General features: G+C 60.4%; 13 protein-coding genes. 11 read left to right on the plus strand and 2 right to left on the minus strand.

What is annotated here, in order from left to right:
* Positions 1–117: 117 nt before the first annotated feature.
* The gene (locus IAI51_RS17405; protein ID WP_410458011.1) at positions 118–2,562 is read right to left on the minus strand and encodes a penicillin-binding protein 1A; all 2,445 of its coding nucleotides are present in this window, start codon (positions 2,560–2,562) and stop codon (positions 118–120) included.
* Between the two features lie 220 nt (positions 2,563–2,782).
* Between IAI51_RS17405 and IAI51_RS17410 the strand changes: the two genes are divergently transcribed.
* From IAI51_RS17410 to hemE, 11 genes are all read left to right on the plus strand, one after another.
* Positions 2,783–3,847 carry a pilus assembly protein PilM gene (locus tag IAI51_RS17410; protein WP_187679601.1) on the plus strand — a complete coding sequence of 355 codons (1,065 nt, stop codon included), beginning with the start codon at positions 2,783–2,785 and terminating at the stop codon, positions 3,845–3,847.
* Positions 3,847–4,413 (plus strand): PilN domain-containing protein, encoded by a 567-nt coding sequence (locus IAI51_RS17415; RefSeq protein WP_187679602.1) that lies wholly within the window; start codon positions 3,847–3,849, stop codon positions 4,411–4,413. The genes IAI51_RS17410 and IAI51_RS17415 overlap by 1 nt, the downstream gene beginning before the upstream one ends.
* Complete coding sequence (gene pilO / locus IAI51_RS17420; protein WP_187679603.1) at positions 4,410–5,033, plus strand: type 4a pilus biogenesis protein PilO; 624 nt, start codon at positions 4,410–4,412, stop codon at positions 5,031–5,033. The genes IAI51_RS17415 and pilO overlap by 4 nt, the downstream gene beginning before the upstream one ends.
* Positions 5,030–5,557, plus strand: coding sequence for a pilus assembly protein PilP (locus tag IAI51_RS17425; protein ID WP_187679604.1), 528 nt, complete (start codon positions 5,030–5,032; stop codon positions 5,555–5,557). Before pilO ends, IAI51_RS17425 begins: the two co-directional genes overlap by 4 nt.
* 13 nt (positions 5,558–5,570) lie before the next feature.
* The gene (gene pilQ / locus IAI51_RS17430; RefSeq protein ID WP_187679605.1) at positions 5,571–7,658 is read left to right on the plus strand and encodes a type IV pilus secretin PilQ; all 2,088 of its coding nucleotides are present in this window, start codon (positions 5,571–5,573) and stop codon (positions 7,656–7,658) included.
* A gap of 4 nt (positions 7,659–7,662) precedes the next feature.
* The gene (gene aroK / locus IAI51_RS17435; protein ID WP_187679606.1) at positions 7,663–8,181 is read left to right on the plus strand and encodes a shikimate kinase AroK; all 519 of its coding nucleotides are present in this window, start codon (positions 7,663–7,665) and stop codon (positions 8,179–8,181) included.
* Positions 8,182–8,333: 152 nt separating this feature from the next.
* Positions 8,334–9,434, plus strand: coding sequence for a 3-dehydroquinate synthase (gene aroB / locus IAI51_RS17440; RefSeq protein WP_187679607.1), 1,101 nt, complete (start codon positions 8,334–8,336; stop codon positions 9,432–9,434).
* A 10-nt stretch (positions 9,435–9,444) separates the two neighbouring features.
* Positions 9,445–11,037, plus strand: a complete 1,593-nt coding sequence (locus IAI51_RS17445; protein ID WP_187679608.1) for an AAA family ATPase — start codon at positions 9,445–9,447, stop codon at positions 11,035–11,037.
* A 350-nt stretch (positions 11,038–11,387) separates the two neighbouring features.
* On the plus strand, positions 11,388–15,833 hold the full coding sequence (gene gltB / locus IAI51_RS17450) for a glutamate synthase large subunit (protein WP_187679609.1): 4,446 nt from the start codon (positions 11,388–11,390) through the stop codon (positions 15,831–15,833).
* Positions 15,834–15,866: 33 nt separating this feature from the next.
* Entirely contained in the window at positions 15,867–17,285 is a 1,419-nt protein-coding gene (locus IAI51_RS17455) for an FAD-dependent oxidoreductase (RefSeq protein ID WP_187679610.1), read from the plus strand.
* Positions 17,286–17,537: 252 nt separating this feature from the next.
* Positions 17,538–18,605: a uroporphyrinogen decarboxylase gene (gene hemE / locus IAI51_RS17460; RefSeq protein WP_100846503.1), complete on the plus strand. Its 1,068-nt coding sequence runs from the start codon at positions 17,538–17,540 to the stop codon at positions 18,603–18,605.
* A 79-nt stretch (positions 18,606–18,684) separates the two neighbouring features.
* Here hemE and IAI51_RS17465 read toward each other — a convergent pair whose 3' ends face one another.
* Complete coding sequence (locus tag IAI51_RS17465) at positions 18,685–19,959, minus strand: MFS transporter (protein WP_187679611.1); 1,275 nt, start codon at positions 19,957–19,959, stop codon at positions 18,685–18,687.
* Between the last annotated feature and the right edge of the window lie 6 nt (positions 19,960–19,965).

Raw genomic sequence — 19,965 nt, forward strand, 5'->3', positions numbered from 1 at the left:
GCGGATCGGCGCCGATTCTGTAGGAGCTGCCGCAGGCTGCGATCTTTTGATCTTGCTTTGAAGCACAAAAAAAGCCCCGCGCTTCTCACGAAGGCGGGGCTTTTTGCCAGATCAGGATCAGAACAAATCGATCGGCGCCTGCTCATCCGCCGGCAGCGGGCTACCCGGTGCCGAGCCATTACCCAGCTCGTTCACCGACGGTGGCGTGTCTTCAGCCTTGAACAGCTCGAAGTACGCCCCAGGCGTGCTCGGCGTCGCCGCGCGACCGCTGACCGGGTCCACCCGCAGGCTGAGCAACCCTTCCGGCTCAGGCTGGACGTGAGGCGGCTTGTCCTTCAGCGCGGCGGCCATGTAGTTCATCCAGATCGGTAGCGCCACGGTGCCACCGAACTCGCGGCGACCAAGGCTTTCCGGCTGGTCAAAGCCCGTCCACACGGTGGTAACGTAGTCGGCGTTGTAACCGGAGAACCAGGCATCTTTCGATTCGTTGGTGGTACCGGTTTTACCGGCGATGTCGGTACGGCCAAGAGCAAGTGCGCGACGACCGGTGCCGAGCTTGATCACGTCCTGCAACATGCTGTTGAGGATATAAGTAGTGCGACCATCGACGATCCGCTCCGCCACGGCCGGCGCTTGTGGTGCCGCTGCGGCGCCCGGGGCTTCACCCGGAACTGGCGCCGCGTTGACGGTGAACGACTGCTCGGCCGGTACTGCGATACCGTCGGTGGCCGAGCCGCCCTGCGGTACGGTCGGCGGGTTGGCGACGAACAGCGAGTCGCCGTTACGGCTTTCGATCTTGTCGATGATGTACGGGGTGATCTTGTAGCCGCCGTTGGCGAAGGTGCTCCAACCGGTAGCGATCTCCATTGGCGTCAAAGTCGCAGTGCCCAGCGCCAGCGACAGGTTCGGCGGCAAGTCTTGCTTGTTGAAGCCGAAGCGGGTGATGTAGTCGATGGTCTTGCCCACGCCCATCGCCTGCAGCAAGCGGATCGACACCAGGTTGCGCGACTTGTACAACGCCTCGCGCAGACGGATCGGGCCGAGGAAGGTATTGGTGTCGTTCTTCGGACGCCAGACCTTGTCCAGGTACTCGTCGACGAACACGATCGGCGCATCGTTGACCAGCGTGGCGGCGGTGTAGCCGTTATCCAGTGCCGCGCTGTAGACGAACGGCTTGAAGCTCGAACCTGGCTGACGCTTGGCCTGCATGGCGCGGTTGTAGTTGCTCTGCTCGAAAGCGAAACCGCCAACCAGCGAGCGAATCGCGCCGTTCTGCGGATCCAGCGATACCAGCGCGCCTTGCGCCTGCGGAATCTGGCTGAACTTCAACGAATTGTCTTTCTGGCGTTGCACGCGAACCAGATCGCCGACCTGCGCCACATCCGAGGGCTGGCGCGGGTTGGCGCCCATGCTGTTGGTGTTGAGGAACGGCCGTGCCCATTTCATGGTGTCCCAGGCAACGTGCTCTTCGCCGGTGCGGGTCAGCACTTGCAGACCGTTCTTGTCGATCTGGGTGACGATCGCCGGTTCCAGGCTGCTGATAGTGCGCTGTTTGGTCAGTTCGGTTGCCCACGCTTCACGGGTCTTGCCCGGCAGGCGCGACTCGGGGCCACGGTAGCCGTGACGCTGGTCGTAGGTCATCAAACCTTCGTGCAGCGCGGTGTTGGCCATTTCCTGCAAATTGCTTGGCACCGTGGTGGTGACGCGGAAACCTTCGGTGTAGGCGTCGCTGCCATAGCGGCCCACCATTTCGGCACGGGCCATTTCGGCGATGTACGGTGCGTTCACCTCCGGGGTCGGCACGTGATAGCTGGCGTTCAGTGGCTCGTTGATCGCAGCGGTGTAGTCCGTTTCGTTGATCTTGCCAAGCTTGTACATGCGCCCGAGGATCCAGTCGCGACGTTCTTTACTGCGCGCCGGGTTGGCCAGCGGGTTGAAACGCGACGGAGCTTTCGGCAGGCCAGCGATCATCGCCATCTGCGCGAGGCTGACGTCACGGATCGACTTGCCGTAATAAACCTGCGCCGCCGCCTCGATGCCGTAGGCGCGGTTGCCCAGATAGATCTTGTTCACATACAGCTCGAGGATCTCGTCCTTGGTCAGCTGACGTTCGATTTGCAGAGCCAGGAGGATTTCGGTGGTTTTGCGCGAGAAACTGCGTTCGCTGGTCAGGAAGAAGTTCTTCGCCACCTGCATGGTGATGGTGCTGCCGCCGGATTGAATGTGTCCACTCTTGACCAGTTGGGTCGCGGCGCGCATCAGGCTGCTTGGATCGACACCGTAGTGATTGGCGAAATTGTCGTCTTCAGCACTTAGTAACGCATTAATGAAATTGGGGGGAATGTCGGCGAAACGGATCGGAGTCCGGCGCATTTCGCCGAATTCTGCGATCAACTTGTTATCGCTGCTGTAGACCCGCAGTGGAATCTGCAACTGAATGCTTCTCAGAGCCTCCACGGATGGCAAACCCGGACTAAGGTAAAGATACGCGCCGCTGAGACCTAAAAGCAGTCCGCAGAAAACGGCGACGATGGACCAACCGAAAAATTTCAGCAAACGAATCAAGGCGTTTGGACATCCAGGGCAAAGAATGAATTTGGCAACGGGGGTTGTGGCGACACACAGAACGACCCGCGCTGGCAGTAAAAAGCGGAAAAAATCGCTGGGCATTATAAGCACTTTTCTGCTGGAGGCGTCATTTGCGCTTCTGTCAAGACGGGGTGAAGGAACGCAATGCGTATTACAGAGTCCGTAACTCACGGAAAGTCATAGGGAATTGGTAGTGCTGGGACTCTTCAATAAAAAGACCAATACGTTACTGGGGATCGACATCAGCTCCACGTCAGTGAAGCTGCTGGAATTGAGCCGTCAGGGCGACCGCTACCGGGTCGAGGCATACGCGGTGGAGCCGTTGCCGGCGAACGCCGTGGTCGAAAAAAACATCGCCGAGCTCGAAGGTGTGGGCCAGGCCCTGAGCCGGGTGCTGGTCAAGGCACGCACCGGCAACAAGAACGTGGCGGTGGCGGTGGCCGGTTCGGCGGTGATCACCAAGATCATCGAAATGGATGCGGGCCTGACCGACGACGAGCTGGAGAACCAGCTCAAGATTGAAGCCGACCAATACATTCCCTATCCGCTGGACGAGGTCGCCATCGACTTCGAAGTCCAAGGCGTGTCGCCGCGCAACCCGGAACGGGTCAACGTGCTGCTCGCCGCCTGTCGCAAGGAAAACGTCGAAGTCCGCGAAGCTGCGCTCGCGCTGGCCGGGCTCACCGCTCGCGTGGTCGACGTCGAGGCGTATGCACTGGAGCGCTCGTTCGGCTTGCTCGCGACGCAGTTGGCCGCTTCCCAGGAGCGCCTGACCGTGGCGGTCGTCGACATCGGTGCGACCATGACCACCCTCAGCGTCCTGCACAACGGCAAGATCATCTATACCCGCGAGCAACTGTTCGGAGGCCGGCAACTGACCGAGGAAATCCAGCGTCGCTATGGCCTGACCATCGAGCAGGCGGGCCTTGCGAAAAAACAGGGCGGCCTGCCCGACGACTACGTCAGCGAGGTGCTGCAGCCGTTTCGCGAGGCGCTGGTGCAGCAGGTGTCGCGCTCTTTGCAGTTCTTCTTCGCCTCCGGGCAATACAACGCGGTCGACCACATTCTGCTGGCCGGCGGCACGGCGTCGGTGCCAGGGCTGGACCGGCTGATCGAGCAGCGTCTGAGTACCCCGACCCAGGTGGCCAATCCGTTTTCCAACATGGCCTTGAGCAGCAAGGTCAACGCAGGGGCTCTGGCCAGTGATGCGCCGGCCCTGATGATTGCCTGCGGGCTCGCGCTCAGGAGTTTCGACTGATGGCGCGGATCAACCTGTTACCGTGGCGTGAAGAGCGCCGCGAAGAGCGGCGCAAACGCTTCCTGTTGACCTTGATCGGCGTGGTGGTCGGTTCGGTTGGCGCCGTATTCATTGCCGATCAGATCATCAGCAACGCCATCGCCCGGCAAGTGGCGCGTAACGACTATATCGGCAAGCAGATTGCTGTGGTCGACGAGCGGATCAAGCAGATCAGCGAGCTAAAGGCCCATCGCCAGCAACTGGTCGAACGCATGCGCATCATTCAGGACTTGCAAGGCAATCGGCAGGTCAGCGGGCGGATCTTCGATCAACTGGCGCGCACGTTGCCTGACGGCGTGTATTTCACCGACGTGAAAATGGCCGGCAAAACCCTGTCGATCAGCGGAGCGGCGGAGTCGAACAATCGTGTCTCCGAGTTGATGCGCAATCTGGATGCGTCCGACTGGTTCGACGCCCCTAGCCTGAACGAAGTGAAATCAACCTCCGCCGATCAGCAGGAGCAGGCCAATCTCTTTCAGTTGACTGTTCGTCAGACCCAGCCCAAAACCGTGGAGGACGAGCCATGAAGCCGTCCGAATGGCTGGACAGTCTGCGCAGCATCGACTTCAACGATCTGGATACCAGCAATATCGGTTCCTGGCCGGCGGCAGTGAAGGCCATCGCCGGGGCGCTGTTGATGGTGTTGGTGTTGGCGCTTGGTTACAACTTTTTCATCAGTGACATGGAAAACCAGCTCGATGCCAAACGCGAGGAGGAGACCACGCTCAAGGAGCAATTCGCCAGCAAGGCGCGACTGTCGGCCAATCTGGAGCTCTACACCCAGCAGATGAAAGAGATGGAAAACACCTTTGGCGTGTTACTGCGGCAACTGCCCAGCGACACGGAGGTTCCAGGCCTGCTGGAAGACATCACGCGTACAGGTTTGGGCAGCGGCCTGGAGTTTGAAGAGATCAAACTGTTGCCGGAGGTCGCCCAGCAGTTCTACATCGAACTGCCGATTCAGATCACCGTCACTGGCGCCTATCACGACCTCGCTACCTTCGTCAGCGGAGTGGCCGGGTTGCCGCGCATCGTCACCCTGCATGACTTCGAACTGGCCCCCGCCAATAAGGAGGGCGGGCCGAAACTGCGCATGAGCATCCTTGCAAAGACTTACCGCTATAACGACAAAGGGCTGCAAAAATGAGCCTGATTCGTTATTCGGCCTTGTCGATGGTGCTGCTGGCATTAAGCGGGTGTGGTGGCAGCGATGACGTCAGCGACCTCGACGCCTACATGAATGAAGTACGGCTGCGCCCGGCAGGCAAGATTGAACCAACCCCGACATTTCGGTCTTACCCGACATTCACTTACAGCGCCGCCAACCTGCGTAGCCCGTTCTCGCGCCAGGTGCGCGTCGATCTGGCCGGGCAGAAACAGGGCTCGCGCAACGTAAAACCTGATCCCAACCGGATCAAGCAATACCTCGAAGGTTTCAACATCGAGCAGTTCGAGATGGTCGGTACGATCGGCAATGCCGCCGGTTCTTTCGCGCTGTTGCGCGGAGCGGGTGGCGTGCATCGCCTGAAGGTTGGCGATTACCTGGGGCGCAACGATGGCCGCATCGTTGCCATCAGCGCCACCCAGGTCGATGTAGTCGAAATCGTGCCTGATGGCGACGGCGCCTGGCTGGAGCGTCCGCGCACCATTCCTTTGAAAGAGCACTCATAGTGGAAGTCGAATAATGAACAGGATTTTCTCCACCCTCGGTTTTTCGCTATGGATAGCGCTGATGTCACCGATGGTTCAGGCGGCTAATCTGAAGACGCTGGATGTGGCAGCGTTGCCGGGTGACCGTGTCGAGTTGAAGCTGTCATTCGACGGGCCGCCGCCGCAGCCCAAGGGCTACACCACCGATTCGCCGGCGCGGATCGCGCTGGATTTGCCCGGTGTCGCCAGCCAGTTGGCCAGCAAGCATGTCGATCTGGGTAGGGGCAATGCACGCACGGCCACGGTGGTTGAAGCCAAGGATCGGACGCGCCTGATCGTCAATCTCACGCAATTGGCGCCATATGACACGCGGGTCGAGGGCAACAATCTTTTTGTGGTGGTAGGTCAGGGTGCGCCGACAACCGCTGCGCGCCCGGTCGCTGCGGCGGCATCCCGTGCGACCGCGGCACCGACTCCCGCACCCGCCAAGGCGTTCGTGCCGAAAACCAAAGCCATTCGCGGCGTGGATTTTCAACGCGGTACGGCGGGCGAGGGTAACGTGGTCATCGACCTGTCCGATCCGACCATCGCCCCGGATATCCAGGAACATGACGGCAAGATCATCCTCAGCTTCGCCCGCACGCAATTGCCCGACAAGCTGCGGGTACGCCTCGACGTGAAGGATTTCGCCACGCCGGTGCAGTTCATCAACGCTGCCGCGACCGGTGATCGCGCAATTATTACCGTCGAGCCCAGCGGCACCTTCGACTATTCCACCTACCAGACCGATAACAAACTGACCGTCAGCATCCGGCCGATCACGGCGGACGACCTGCAAAAACGCAATGCTGATCGACAGGCCTACGTCGGCGACAAGCTATCGCTGAACTTCCAGGACATCGACGTGCGCTCGGTGCTGCAGCTGATCGCCGATTTCACCAACCTCAATCTGGTGGCGAGTGACACGATTCAGGGCGGCATCACGTTGCGTCTGCAAAATGTGCCGTGGGATCAGGCGCTGGATCTGGTGTTGAAAACCAAGGGGCTGGACAAGCGCAAGATCGGCAACGTGTTGCTGGTCGCTCCGGCCGATGAAATCGCCGCCCGCGAACGCCAGGAGCTCGAATCCCAGAAACAGATCGCCGAACTGGCGCCGCTGCGCCGTGAGCTGTTGCAAGTGAACTACGCCAAGGCAGCGGACATCGCCAAGCTGTTCCAGTCGGTGACCAGTGCCGAGGCCAAAATCGACGAGCGTGGTTCGATTACCGTCGATGAGCGCACCAACAACATCATTGCCTACCAGACTCAGGATCGTCTCGATGAACTGCGGCGCATCGTGGCGCAACTGGATATTCCAGTGCGTCAGGTGATGATCGAGGCGCGGATCGTTGAAGCCAACGTGGATTACGACAAGAGCCTGGGCGTGCGCTGGGGTGGGTCGATCCAGAACAAGGGCAACTGGAACACTTCCGGGGTCAGTAACGGCTCATCGACCACCATCGGCACGCCGGGCAGCACCAGCACCAATTCGCCATTCGTCGACATGGGCACCGTCAACAACACGTCCGGGATTGGTATTGCCTTCATCACTGACAATGTTCTGCTCGATCTTGAGCTGACGGCCATGGAGAAGACCGGTAACGGCGAAATCGTCTCGCAACCGAAGGTGGTCACCTCCGACAAGGAAACCGCGAAGATCCTCAAAGGCACCGAGATTCCCTATCAGGAAGCCAGCTCCAGCGGCGCCACGTCGGTGTCGTTCAAGGAGGCTTCCCTGTCGCTGGAAGTGACGCCGCAGATCACCCCCGACAACCGCATCATCATGGAGGTCAAGGTCACCAAGGACGAACCGGACTACTTGAACAAAGTGCAGGATGTACCGCCGATCAAGAAGAACGAGGTCAACGCGAAGGTGCTGGTCAATGACGGTGAAACCATCGTGATTGGCGGCGTTTTCTCAAATACTCAAAGCAAGGTTGTAGATAAGGTGCCATTTCTTGGCGATGTGCCGTATCTTGGCCGCCTTTTCCGGCGTGATGTGGTTTCGGAGAAAAAATCCGAGCTGCTGGTATTTCTCACTCCGCGTATCATGAATAACCAGGCGATTGCTGTGAGTCGTTGATTCTGTGCGAAATTTGATTCTTGTAGGACCGATGGGCGCTGGAAAAAGCACCATCGGCCGGTTGCTGGCCAAAGAGCTGCGCCTGCCGTTCAAAGATTCCGACAAGGAAATTGAACTGCGCACGGGCGCCAATATCCCGTGGATCTTCGACAAGGAAGGCGAGCCCGGCTTTCGTGACCGTGAGCAGGCGATGATCGCCGAACTGTGCGGATTCGACGGCGTGGTGCTGGCGACCGGCGGTGGCGCGGTAATGCGTGACGCCAACCGCAAGGCCCTGCATGAAGGCGGCCGTGTGGTGTATCTGCACGCCTCCGTCGAACAGCAGGTCGGCCGCACGGCGCGCGATCGCAATCGGCCGCTGCTGCGCACCGCCAATCCCGAGAAAACCCTGCGCGACCTCCTCGCAATACGTGATCCGCTCTATCGGGAAATCGCCGATCTGGTAGTGGAAACCGATGAACGGCCACCGCGCATGGTAGTGCTCGACATTCTCGACCGCCTGGCGCAGCTTCCACCCCGTTAAAGCATCGCCCGAAATGCGCTATCCTCGGCGTCCTGTCACAGCCCGGCGAGGTTGTGGCGGATGGCGTGCGAGCGGCGTCATACCCGCTATAGGCCGCAGATAACCAATAATTCAGGGCAGGACGCCTGCTTCCATCTTCACTGTGGGGACACATGCAGACACTCAAGGTCGATCTAGGCGAGCGCAGCTACCCGATTCATATTGGCGAAGGTTTGTTGGATCAGCCCGAGCTGCTGGCTCCGCATATCCATGGGCGACAAGTGGCAATCATCTCCAACGAGACCGTTGCGCCGCTCTATCTCGAGCGTCTGACTCGCAGCCTTGCGCAGTTCTCAGTGATTTCCGTGGTGCTGCCGGACGGTGAAGCCTTCAAGAACTGGGAAACCCTGCAACTGATCTTCGACGGTCTGCTGACCGCTCGTCATGATCGCCGCACTACCGTGATCGCCCTTGGCGGCGGCGTGATCGGCGATATGGCCGGTTTTGCTGCTGCCTGCTACCAGCGTGGCGTCGATTTCATACAGATCCCCACTACATTGCTGTCCCAGGTCGATTCGTCGGTGGGCGGCAAGACCGGGATCAACCATCCGCTGGGCAAAAACATGGTCGGCGCGTTCTATCAGCCGAACGTGGTGCTGATCGACACCGCGTCCCTGAAAACCCTGCCACCGCGTGAGCTGTCGGCGGGTTTGGCGGAAGTCATCAAGTACGGCCTGATCTGCGACGAGCCGTTCCTGACCTGGCTGGAGGACAACGTTGACGCCCTGCGCGCGCTGGACCAGAAAGCCCTGACGTATGCCATCGAGCGCTCCTGTGCAGCCAAGGCTGCGGTGGTCGGCGCCGATGAGAAGGAAACCGGCGTACGTGCCACGCTCAATCTCGGCCACACCTTCGGCCACGCCATCGAGACCCACATGGGCTATGGTGTCTGGCTGCATGGTGAAGCGGTGGCGGCTGGCACCGTGATGGCGCTGGAGATGTCTGCGCGTCTGGGCTGGATCAGCGAACAGGAGCGCGATCGCGGCATTCGTCTGTTCCAGCGCGCCGGTCTGCCGGTGGTTCCGCCTATAGAGATGAGCGAAGCTGATTTTCTCGAACACATGGCTATTGATAAAAAAGTGATCGACGGTCGTCTGCGCCTGGTGCTGCTGCGCCGGATGGGTGAAGCGGTAGTGACCGACGATTATCCGAAAGAAGTTCTACAGGCCACGCTGGGAGCGGATTACCGCGCCCTGGCTCAGCTTAAAGGTTAATAAGATTCCGATGACTAGTTTGCATGCCGACGAGGCGTTCCTCGGCCATTTCCAGTTAAGTCACGACCCCTTCGCTCCGCGGGTGCCGGGCTTCAAGTTCTTCCCGGCCCAGCGCAAACCGGTGCTGGGTCAACTGCATCACCTGGCGCGTTACAGCCAGTTGCTGTTGGTAGTCACCGGCCCGCAGGGCAGCGGCAAGACGCTGCTGCGTCAGGCACTGGTGGCCAGCACCAACAAGCAATCGGTGCAGAGCGTTGTTGTCTCCGCACGCGGTGCCGGCGATGCGGCGGGCGTGCTGCGTCAGGTCGCTCAGGCGCTGAACGTGGCCCAGGCCGAAGTCGGCGCGATTCTGGATCAGGTGGTGCAACTCGCGCTGACTGGCCAGGAAGTCTATTTGCTGGTGGATGACGCCGAGCAACTCGACGAGTCCGCTCTCGAAGCGCTGATGGCGCTGGGTGCCGGCGCTCCGGAAGGTCGTCCGCATGTGTTCCTGTTCGGTGAGTCGTCGCTGATCGCTCAGCTCGAGGCTTTGCACCTCGAGGAAGAGCGCTTCCACGTCATCGAACTGCAGCCGTACACCGAAGAAGAGACCCGCGAGTATCTCGACCAACGGCTGGAAGGTGCCGGCCGGGGTGTCGAACTTTTCACCGCAGATCAGATCTCTGATATTCACGAAAGCTCCGAGGGTTGGCCGGGCAACATCAACCAGGTCGCTCGCGATGCTCTGATAGAAGTCATGATTGCCAGCCGCTCTGCGGTCAAGCGTCCAAGTATGGGGTTCAACATGCCGAAGAAACACGTATTGGCGATTTCCGCCGTCGTTGTGGTCGCGGTCGCCGCCGCCTGGCTGATGCCGGGTCGCAACAAGGCGCCAACCACCGGCGCACCCGCCAACGAACAGGCACAACTGCCATTGGGCCAGGGCGCTGCCAATGGCGCTGCACCGAACGTCGAGTTCGCCGGCAACACGCAGCCGATGCCATTGCCGCTGGTCGGCAATTCGCAACCGGTGATGCGCGGCCCGTTGGCTGAAGCCGCTGGCGGAATCACCGAAGGCGATGACGGCGTGCCACTGGAAGGCTCCAGCGATACGCCGCCAACCGTGACCACTTCGGCGCCACCAGCGGGCGTTCCGGCCGGGCCTGCACCGACTCCGGTTCCAGTGCCTGCTGCCAAGCCTGTGCCTGCTCCGACGCAAATCGCTACCGCCAAGCCGGTTCCGGCAGCACCAGCGGCGAAACCGGCGCCAGCGCCAGCCAAGCCAGTCGCCGCCGCCAAACCGGCCGATAAGCCGGTTACCGTGGCCAAAGCCGCCGGTGGCAGCTGGTATGCCGGTCAGCCGACGAGCAACTACGTGGTGCAGATCCTAGGCACCAGCTCCGAAGCGGCCGCGCAAAGCTTCGTCAAGGAACAGGGCGGCGAGTACCGTTATTTCAAGAAAGTCCTCAACGGCAAGCCTCTCTACGTGATCACCTACGGCAACTTCGCCAATCGTGATGCGGCTGTTTCTGCCATCAAGGCCTTGCCAGCGAAGGTTCAGGCTGGTAAACCTTGGCCTCGCACTGTCGCCAGCGTCCAACAGGAACTGGCAACAACTCGCTGAAGATTCGGCGGCCTTACCCAGGCCGCCACTCCAGGCACCTCAAAATTTCCGCAAGTGCGCGCCGCCTCTACAGGCCGCGTGCCTTGTGGTGTCTGCGTCACAGTAGTCTTTGAGTCGTTGCAGTCAAAATTAAAAAAGTTTTGACTAGCACAGCAGATCGCTTTAAACCTTTCACAAATGCGACATAGATTTGCGACATTTCGTCGTCAAATTTGTGAGCGTCTGTGTCGCTGTGTACAATGACCACCCTTTTGCCCCCGCTAAGCCGGCGTACGTTCGGCGCGGATCGCAAGTGGTTGAATTGAAAAGAAATTTGCCTCGAAAAGAGGCAGCCTGGTGAGAAAGTGTCTATGAAAGCAGGTCTGTACCAACCAGATGAATTCAAGGATAACTGCGGTTTCGGCCTGATAGCCCACATGCAGGGCGAGCCCAGTCATACCCTTTTGCAAACGGCCATTGAGGCCCTGACCTGCATGACCCACCGCGGTGGGATTAATGCCGACGGCAAGACCGGTGACGGTTGCGGTCTGCTGATTCAAAAGCCTGACGCGTTCCTGCGTGCCATTGCCCAGGAATCCTTCAGCGTCGAGTTGCCCAAGCAATATGCCGTGGGCATGGTCTTCTTCAATCAGGATCCGGCCAAGGCCGAAGCCGCTCGCGAGAACATGAACCGCGAGATCCTTGCTGAAGGCCTGCAACTGATCGGCTGGCGCAAAGTGCCCATCGACACCAGCGTCCTCGGCCGCCTGGCCCTGGAGCGCCTGCCGCAGATCGAGCAGGTGTACATCGGCGGTGAAGGCCTGAGCGATCAGGACATGGCGGTCAAGCTGTTCAGCGCCCGTCGTCGTTCGTCGGTGTCTAACGCCGTCGACTCCGACCACTACATCTGCAGCTTTTCGCACAAGACCATCATCTATAAAGGCCTGATGATGCCGGCCGACCTGGCCGCGTTTTATCCGGACCTGAGTGACGAGCGCCTGCAAACCGCGATCTGCGTGTTCCACCAGCGCTTCTCCACCAACACCCTGCCGAAATGGCCGCTGGCTCAGCCATTCCGCTTCCTCGCCCACAACGGCGAGATCAACACCATCACCGGTAATCGCAACTGGGCACAGGCCCGTCGGACCAAGTTCTCCAATGATCTGATGGATCTGGAAGAGCTCGGCCCGCTGGTCAACCGTGTCGGCTCCGACTCCTCGAGCATGGACAACATGCTTGAGCTGATGGTCACCGGCGGCATCGACCTGTTCCGTGGCGTGCGGATGATCATTCCGCCTGCGTGGCAGAACGTCGAAACCATGGACCCGGATCTGCGTGCGTTCTACGAGTACAACTCGATGCACATGGAACCGTGGGACGGCCCGGCCGGCGTGGTCATGACCGACGGTCGCTACGCGGTGTGCCTGCTCGACCGTAACGGTCTGCGCCCGGCGCGCTGGGTCACCACCACCAACGGTTTCATCACCGTTGCGTCGGAAATCGGCGTCTGGAACTACCAGCCCGAAGACGTGATCGCCAAGGGCCGCGTAGGCCCGGGCCAGATCCTTGCCGTGGACACCGAAACCGGACAGATCCTCGATACCGATGCGATCGACAACCGTCTGAAATCCCGTCATCCGTACAAGCAATGGCTGCGCAAGAACGCCCTGCGCATTCAGGCGACCATGGAAGACAACGATCACGGTTCGGCCTTCTACGACGTTGATCAGCTCAAGCAATACATGAAGATGTATCAGGTCACGTTCGAAGAGCGCGATCAGGTACTGCGTCCGCTCGGTGAGCAAGGCTACGAAGCCGTGGGTTCGATGGGCGATGACACGCCGATGGCCGTGCTGTCCCAGCGTGTGCGCACGCCGTACGATTATTTCCGTCAGCAGTTTGCGCAGGTGACCAACCCGCCGATCGACCCGCTGCGTGAAGCGATCGTGATGTCGCTGGAAATCTGCCTCGGTGCCGAGCGCAACATCTTCCAGGAGTCGCCGGAACACGCCTCGCGCGTGATCCTCAGCTCGCCGGTCATTTCCCCGGCCAAGTGGCGCTCGCTGATGAACCTCGACCGCCCGGGTTTCGAGCGGCAGATCATCGACCTCAACTACGACGAAAGCGTCGGCCTCGAAGCGGCCATCCGCAATGTCGCCGATCAGGCTGAAGAAGCCGTGCGTGCCGGTCGTACCCAGATCGTTCTGAGCGACCGCCATATCGCTCCGGGCAAACTGCCGATCCATGCTTCGCTGGCCACCGGCGCGGTACACCACCGCCTGACCGAAAAAGGCCTGCGCTGCGACTCCAACATCCTTGTTGAAACCGCTACTGCACGCGATCCGCATCACTTCGCGGTGCTGATCGGTTTTGGTGCCTCGGCGGTCTATCCGTTCCTGGCTTACGAAGTGCTGGGCGACCTGATCCGTACCGGTGAAGTGCTGGGCGACCTCTACGAGGTGTTCAAGAACTACCGCAAAGGCATCACCAAAGGTCTGCTGAAGATCCTGTCGAAGATGGGCATCTCGACCATCGCTTCGTACCGTGGCGCTCAGTTGTTCGAAGCCATCGGTCTGTCTGAAGAAGTGTGCGAGCTGAGCTTCCGTGGCGTGCCGAGCCGCATCAAGGGTGCGCGTTTCGTCGACATCGAAGCCGAGCAGAAAGCGCTGGCCACCGAAGCCTGGAGTCCGCGCAAGCCGATCCAGCAGGGCGGTCTGCTGAAGTTCGTCCACGGTGGCGAATATCACGCCTACAACCCGGACGTGGTCAACACCCTGCAAGCCGCTGTGCAGCAGGGCGACTATGCCAAGTTCAAGGAATACACCTCGCTGGTGGACAACCGTCCGGTGTCGATGATTCGCGACCTGCTCAAGGTCAAGACCCTCGACACGCCGCTGGACATCAGTGAAATCGAACCGCTGGAATCGGTGCTCAAGCGCTTCGACTCCGCCGGTATCTCGCTGGGCGCCCTGTCGCCGGAAGCTCACGAAGCCCTGGCCGAAGCCATGAACCGCCTCGGCGCGCGTTCCAACTCCGGCGAAGGCGGCGAAGACCCGGCGCGTTACGGCACCATCAAGAGCTCGAAAATCAAGCAAGTCGCGACTGGCCGTTTCGGGGTAACCCCGGAATACCTGGTCAACGCCGAAGTGCTGCAGATCAAGGTTGCCCAGGGCGCCAAGCCGGGCGAGGGCGGGCAACTGCCGGGCGGTAAAGTCAACGGGCTGATCGCCAAGCTGCGTTATGCAGTGCCGGGCGTAACCCTGATTTCGCCACCGCCGCACCACGACATCTATTCGATTGAAGACTTGTCGCAGCTGATCTTTGACCTCAAGCAGGTCAACCCGAAGGCGCTGGTCTCGGTGAAACTGGTAGCAGAAGCAGGCGTCGGCACCATCGCTGCCGGTGTGGCCAAGGCCTACGCGGACTTGATCACCATCTCCGGCTACGACGGTGGCACCGGTGCTTCGCCGCTGACCTCGATCAAGTACGCTGGTGCGCCGTGGGAACTCGGCCTCGCCGAAACCCACCAGACCCTGCGCGGCAACGACCTGCGCGGCAAAGTCCGGGTGCAGACCGATGGCGGCCTGAAAACCGGCCTCGACGTGATCAAGGCTGCGATCCTCGGCGCCGAAAGCTTCGGCTTCGGCACTGCGCCAATGATCGCGCTGGGCTGCAAATACCTGCGTATCTGCCACCTGAACAACTGCGCCACCGGCGTTGCGACTCAGAACGAGAAGCTGCGCAAGGATCACTACATCGGCACCGTCGACATGGTGGTGAACTTCTTCACCTATGTCGCCGAAGAAACCCGTGAGTGGCTGGCCAAGCTCGGCGTGCGCTCCCTCGAAGAGCTGATCGGTCGCACCGATCTGCTGGAAATCCTCGAAGGCCAGACCGCCAAGCAAAACCACCTGGATCTGACTCCGCTGCTGGGCAGCGATCACATCCCGGCGGACAAGCCTCAGTTCTGCGGCGTTGAGCGCAACCCACCATTCGACCAAGGCCTGCTGGCCGAGGAAATGGTTGAGATGGCGACGTCGGCAATCAACGACATGAGCGGTGCCGAGTTCGAACTGGACATCTGCAACTGCGACCGTTCGATTGGTGCACGGATCTCCGGCGAAATCGCGCTCAAGCACGGCAACCAGGGCATGGCCAAGGCGCCGATCACCTTCCGCTTCAAAGGCACTGCCGGGCAGAGCTTCGGGGTGTGGAACGCCGGCGGTCTGAACATGTATCTGGAAGGCGATGCCAACGACTACGTCGGCAAAGGCATGACCGGTGGCAAGCTGACCATCGTGCCGCCGAAGGGCAGCGTTTATAAGACTCAGGAAAGCGCCATCATCGGCAACACCTGTCTGTACGGCGCCACGGGCGGCAAGCTGTTCGCCGCCGGCACCGCAGGCGAGCGTTTCGCCGTGCGTAACTCCGGTGCCCACACGGTTGTTGAAGGCACTGGCGATCACTGCTGCGAGTACATGACCGGTGGTTTTGTCGCCGTTCTGGGCAAGACCGGTTACAACTTCGGCTCTGGCATGACCGGTGGTTTCGCCTACGTGCTCGACCAGGACAACACCTTCGTTGACCGGGTCAACCACGAACTGGTGGAAATCCAGCGGATCAGCGGCGAAGCGATGGAGGCTTATCGCAGCCACCTGCAAAACGTGCTGAACGAGTACGTCGCCGAAACCGACAGCGAGTGGGGTCGTGAACTCGCCGAAAACCTCGATGACTACTTGCGCCGTTTCTGGCTGGTCAAGCCGAAGGCTGCCAACCTGAAGTCGTTGCTTTCCAGCACTCGTGCCAACCCGCAGTGATATGCGCCTGAAGAGTTTGATGAGGTTTTAACAATGGCTGAACGTCTGAATAACGACTTCCAGTTCATCGATGTCGGGCGCAAAGATCCGAAGAAGAAACTGTTGCGTCAACGCAAGAAAGAGTTCGTCGAGATCTACGAACCGTTCAAACCCCAGCAGTCGGCCGATCAGGCCCACCGCTGCCTGGGTTGCGGCAACCCGTATTGCGAATGGAAGTGCCCGGTGCACAACTTCATTCCCAACTGGTTGAAGCTGGTGGCCGAGGGCAACATCCTCCAGGCCGCCGAGCTGTCGCACCAGACCAATACCCTGCCTGAGGTTTGCGGCCGGGTTTGCCCGCAGGATCGTCTGTGCGAGGGTGCCTGCACCCTTAACGACGGTTTCGGCGCGGTGACCATCGGTTCGGTCGAGAAGTACATCACCGACACCGCGTTCGCCATGGGCTGGCGTCCGGACATGTCCAAGGTCAAACCGACCGGCAAGCGTGTCGCGATCATCGGTGCAGGCCCGGCGGGTCTGGGCTGTGCTGACGTGCTGGTACGTGGCGGCGTGACTCCGGTGGTGTTCGACAAGAACCCGGAAATCGGTGGCTTGCTGACTTTTGGCATCCCCGAGTTCAAGCTTGAGAAGACTGTGCTGAGCAATCGCCGCGAAGTCTTCACCGGCATGGGCATCGAGTTCCGCCTCAACACCGAGGTCGGCAAAGACGTGACCATGGAGCAACTGCTCGCCGAATACGATGCCGTGTTCATGGGCATGGGCACCTACACCTACATGAAGGGCGGTTTTGCCGGTGAGGATCTGCCGGGCGTTTATGACGCGCTGGACTTCCTGATCGCCAACGTCAACCGCAACCTGGGCTTTGAAAAGTCGCCGGAAGATTTCGTCGACATGAAGGTCAAGAAGGTCGTGGTACTCGGCGGCGGCGACACGGCGATGGACTGCAACCGTACGTCGATCCGTCAGGGCGCCAAGTCGGTGACCTGTGCCTATCGTCGTGACGAAGCGAACATGCCCGGCTCGCGTAAAGAGGTGAAGAACGCCAAGGAAGAAGGCGTGAAATTCCTTTATAACCGCCAGCCGATCGCCATCGTTGGTGAAGACAAGGTCGAAGGCGTCAAAGTGGTCGAGACCCGTCTCGGCGAACCGGACGCCCGTGGCCGTCGCAGCCCCGAGCCGATCCCGGGCTCCGAAGAGATCATCCCGGCCGACGCCGTGGTCATCGCCTTCGGTTTCCGCCCGAGCCCGGCGCCGTGGTTCGAACAGTTCGAGATCCAGACCGACAGCCAGGGCCGCGTGGTGGCCCCGGAGCAAGGTCAGTACAAGCACCAGACCAGCAACCCGAAAATCTTCGCCGGTGGCGACATGGTGCGCGGTTCGGATCTGGTAGTGACGGCGATCTTCGAGGGCCGTAATGCGGCTGAAGGGATTCTGGATTACCTGGGCGTCTAACCCCGGGCCCTGAGCCAAATGCAATAACCCTGTGGGAGCGAGCCTGCTCGCGAAAGCGGTCTGTCAGCCAACTTCAATGTTGGATGTACCGGCCTCTTCGCGAGCAGGCTCGCTCCCACAGTTGTTTCTCAGTGTTGCTAGTAGCGCATTCCAGCGCAATTAATTGACCCGATAGACAAAAGGCTGACCTGCATCCGTGCCTTTTGCGTCGCGCTCTGAGAAAATGCCCGCACTTTTTTTCCGGATGCCGACATGACTGCCCTGAAGAACGACCGTTTCCTCCGCGCCCTGCTCAAGCAACCCGTAGACGTCACCCCCGTGTGGATGATGCGTCAGGCCGGCCGTTACCTGCCGGAATACCGCGCCAGCCGTGCCCACGCCGGTGACTTCATGAGCCTGTGCATGAATCCGGAATTCGCTTGCGAAGTCACCATGCAACCGCTCGACCGTTATCCACAACTGGACGCGGCGATTCTGTTCTCCGACATCCTCACCATTCCCGACGCGATGGGCCAAGGCCTGTACTTCGAGACCGGTGAAGGTCCGCGCTTCAAGAAAGTCGTCAGCACCCTGGCCGACATCGAAGCCCTGCCGATCCCTGATCCGCACAAAGACCTCGGCTATGTGATGGACGCGGTCAGCACCATCCGCCGCGAACTCAACGGCCGTGTGCCGCTGATCGGTTTCTCCGGCAGCCCTTGGACGCTGGCCACCTACATGGTCGAAGGCGGCTCGTCGAAAGACTTCCGCAAGACCAAAGCCATGCTCTACGACAACCCGCAAGCCATGCACCTGCTGTTGGATAAACTGGCGCAGTCGGTGACTTCGTACCTCAACGGCCAGATCATGGCTGGTGCGCAAGCGGTGCAGATCTTCGACACCTGGGGCGGCAACCTGTCGGCGGCGGCGTACCAGGAGTTCTCGCTGGCCTACATGAAGAAAATCGTCAGCGGGCTGATCCGCGAGCACGACGGTCGTAAGGTGCCGGTGATCCTGTTCACCAAGAACGGCGGCCTGTGGCTGGAAAGCATCGCCGAGGCTGGGGCCGACGCACTGGGCCTGGACTGGACCTGCGACATCGGCAACGCCCGCGCCCGCGTCGGCGACAAGGTTGCACTGCAAGGCAACATGGACCCGACCGTGCTTTACGCGAAGCCGGAAGCCATCCGCACCGAAGTCGGGCGCATCCTCGCCAGCTACGGCAAAGGCAGCGGCCACGTGTTCAACCTCGGTCACGGCATCACCCCTGAGGTTGATCCTGAACACGCCGGCGCCTTCCTGCGCGCAGTGCATGAGCTGTCGGCGCAGTATCACGAGTGATCGACGCCCAGCTTTAAATTCTGCAAAACAAAAACGCCCGGCTTATGCCGGGCGTTTTTGTTTTGCAATGGGTTTTGCGTCAGGCTTTGACTCCGCCGAGCGGCGGCAACTTCGCCAGCTTCAACGCCACCAACAGCGCCACCAGCAACAGCGCGCCGATGAACAAGCCAATCCCGTTCCATCCGCCCAAGTGCCAGAACACCCCGCCTGCCGTCCCGGCAATGCTCGACCCGGCGTAATAGCTGAACAGATACAACGACGACGCCTGGCCCCTGGCCTTGATTGCGCGCCGGCCGATCCAGCTACTCGCCACCGAGTGCGCGCCGAAGAAGCCGAAGGTGAAGATAAGCATGCCGATGATCACTAGTGGCAACGGCGTGAACATCGTCAGGGCGAGGCCGACGAACATCAGCGCAATCGTCGCCCACAACACTTTGCGCCGTCCCAGCTTGTCCGCCAGCGAACCGATTTTCGCCGAGCTGTAGATACCCGACAGGTACACCACCGACAGCAAACCGACAAACACCTGATCGAGGTTGTATGGTTGAGCCAGCAAGCGATAACCGATGTAGTTGAACAGCGTGAAAAACGCGCCCATCAGCACGAACGCTTCGAGAAACAGCAGCGGCAAACCGGCATCGCGAAAGTGCATGGTGAAGCCATCAAGCAGACTGCGCGGATGCAGCGAACGCGAGCGGAAATTTCGCGACTCCGGAAGAATCTTCCAGAACACTGCCGCCGCAATCAGCGCCAGACCGCCGATCACCAGCATCGCCGTGTGCCAACTGACGAAGTCGATCAGCACCCCGGTGATCAAGCGTCCGCTCATCCCGCCAATCGCGTTGCCGCCAATGTACAGGCCCATTGCCAGGCCGATGTGCTGCGGATGAATCTCTTCGCTCAAGTAAGTCATCGCCACCGCCGCCAGCCCGCTCAGCGATAAACCGATGAGCGCGCGCATGATCAATACGCCTTCCCAGCTCGGCATCATCGCACTGGCCATGGTGCACAGCGCCGCCGCAAACAGTGCAGTGACCATCACCGGTTTGCGTCCGATCCGATCGGAAATCGGCCCGGTAATCAGCAGGCCGATGGCGAGCATGCCGGTGGCGACCGAGAGGATCAGGCTGCTCTGCGCCGCGTTGATCGAATATTCGTGAGATAGCAGCGGCATCATCGGCTGCACGCAATACAGCAGGGCAAACGTCGCAAACCCGCCGCTGAACAACGCCAGCACCGTGCGCATGAACATCGGCGTGCCTTTTTCGATATAGATCTCTTGCATCTCGGCGACGACATCGTCGGCCGCAGCGGGCGGGACTTCATGGGCAAGAGGGGCGGCGGCGGTTTTCACATCAGA

This window comes from Pseudomonas sp. N40(2020), from assembly GCF_014472415.1.
Taxonomy (GTDB): Bacteria; Pseudomonadota; Gammaproteobacteria; order Pseudomonadales; family Pseudomonadaceae; genus Aquipseudomonas.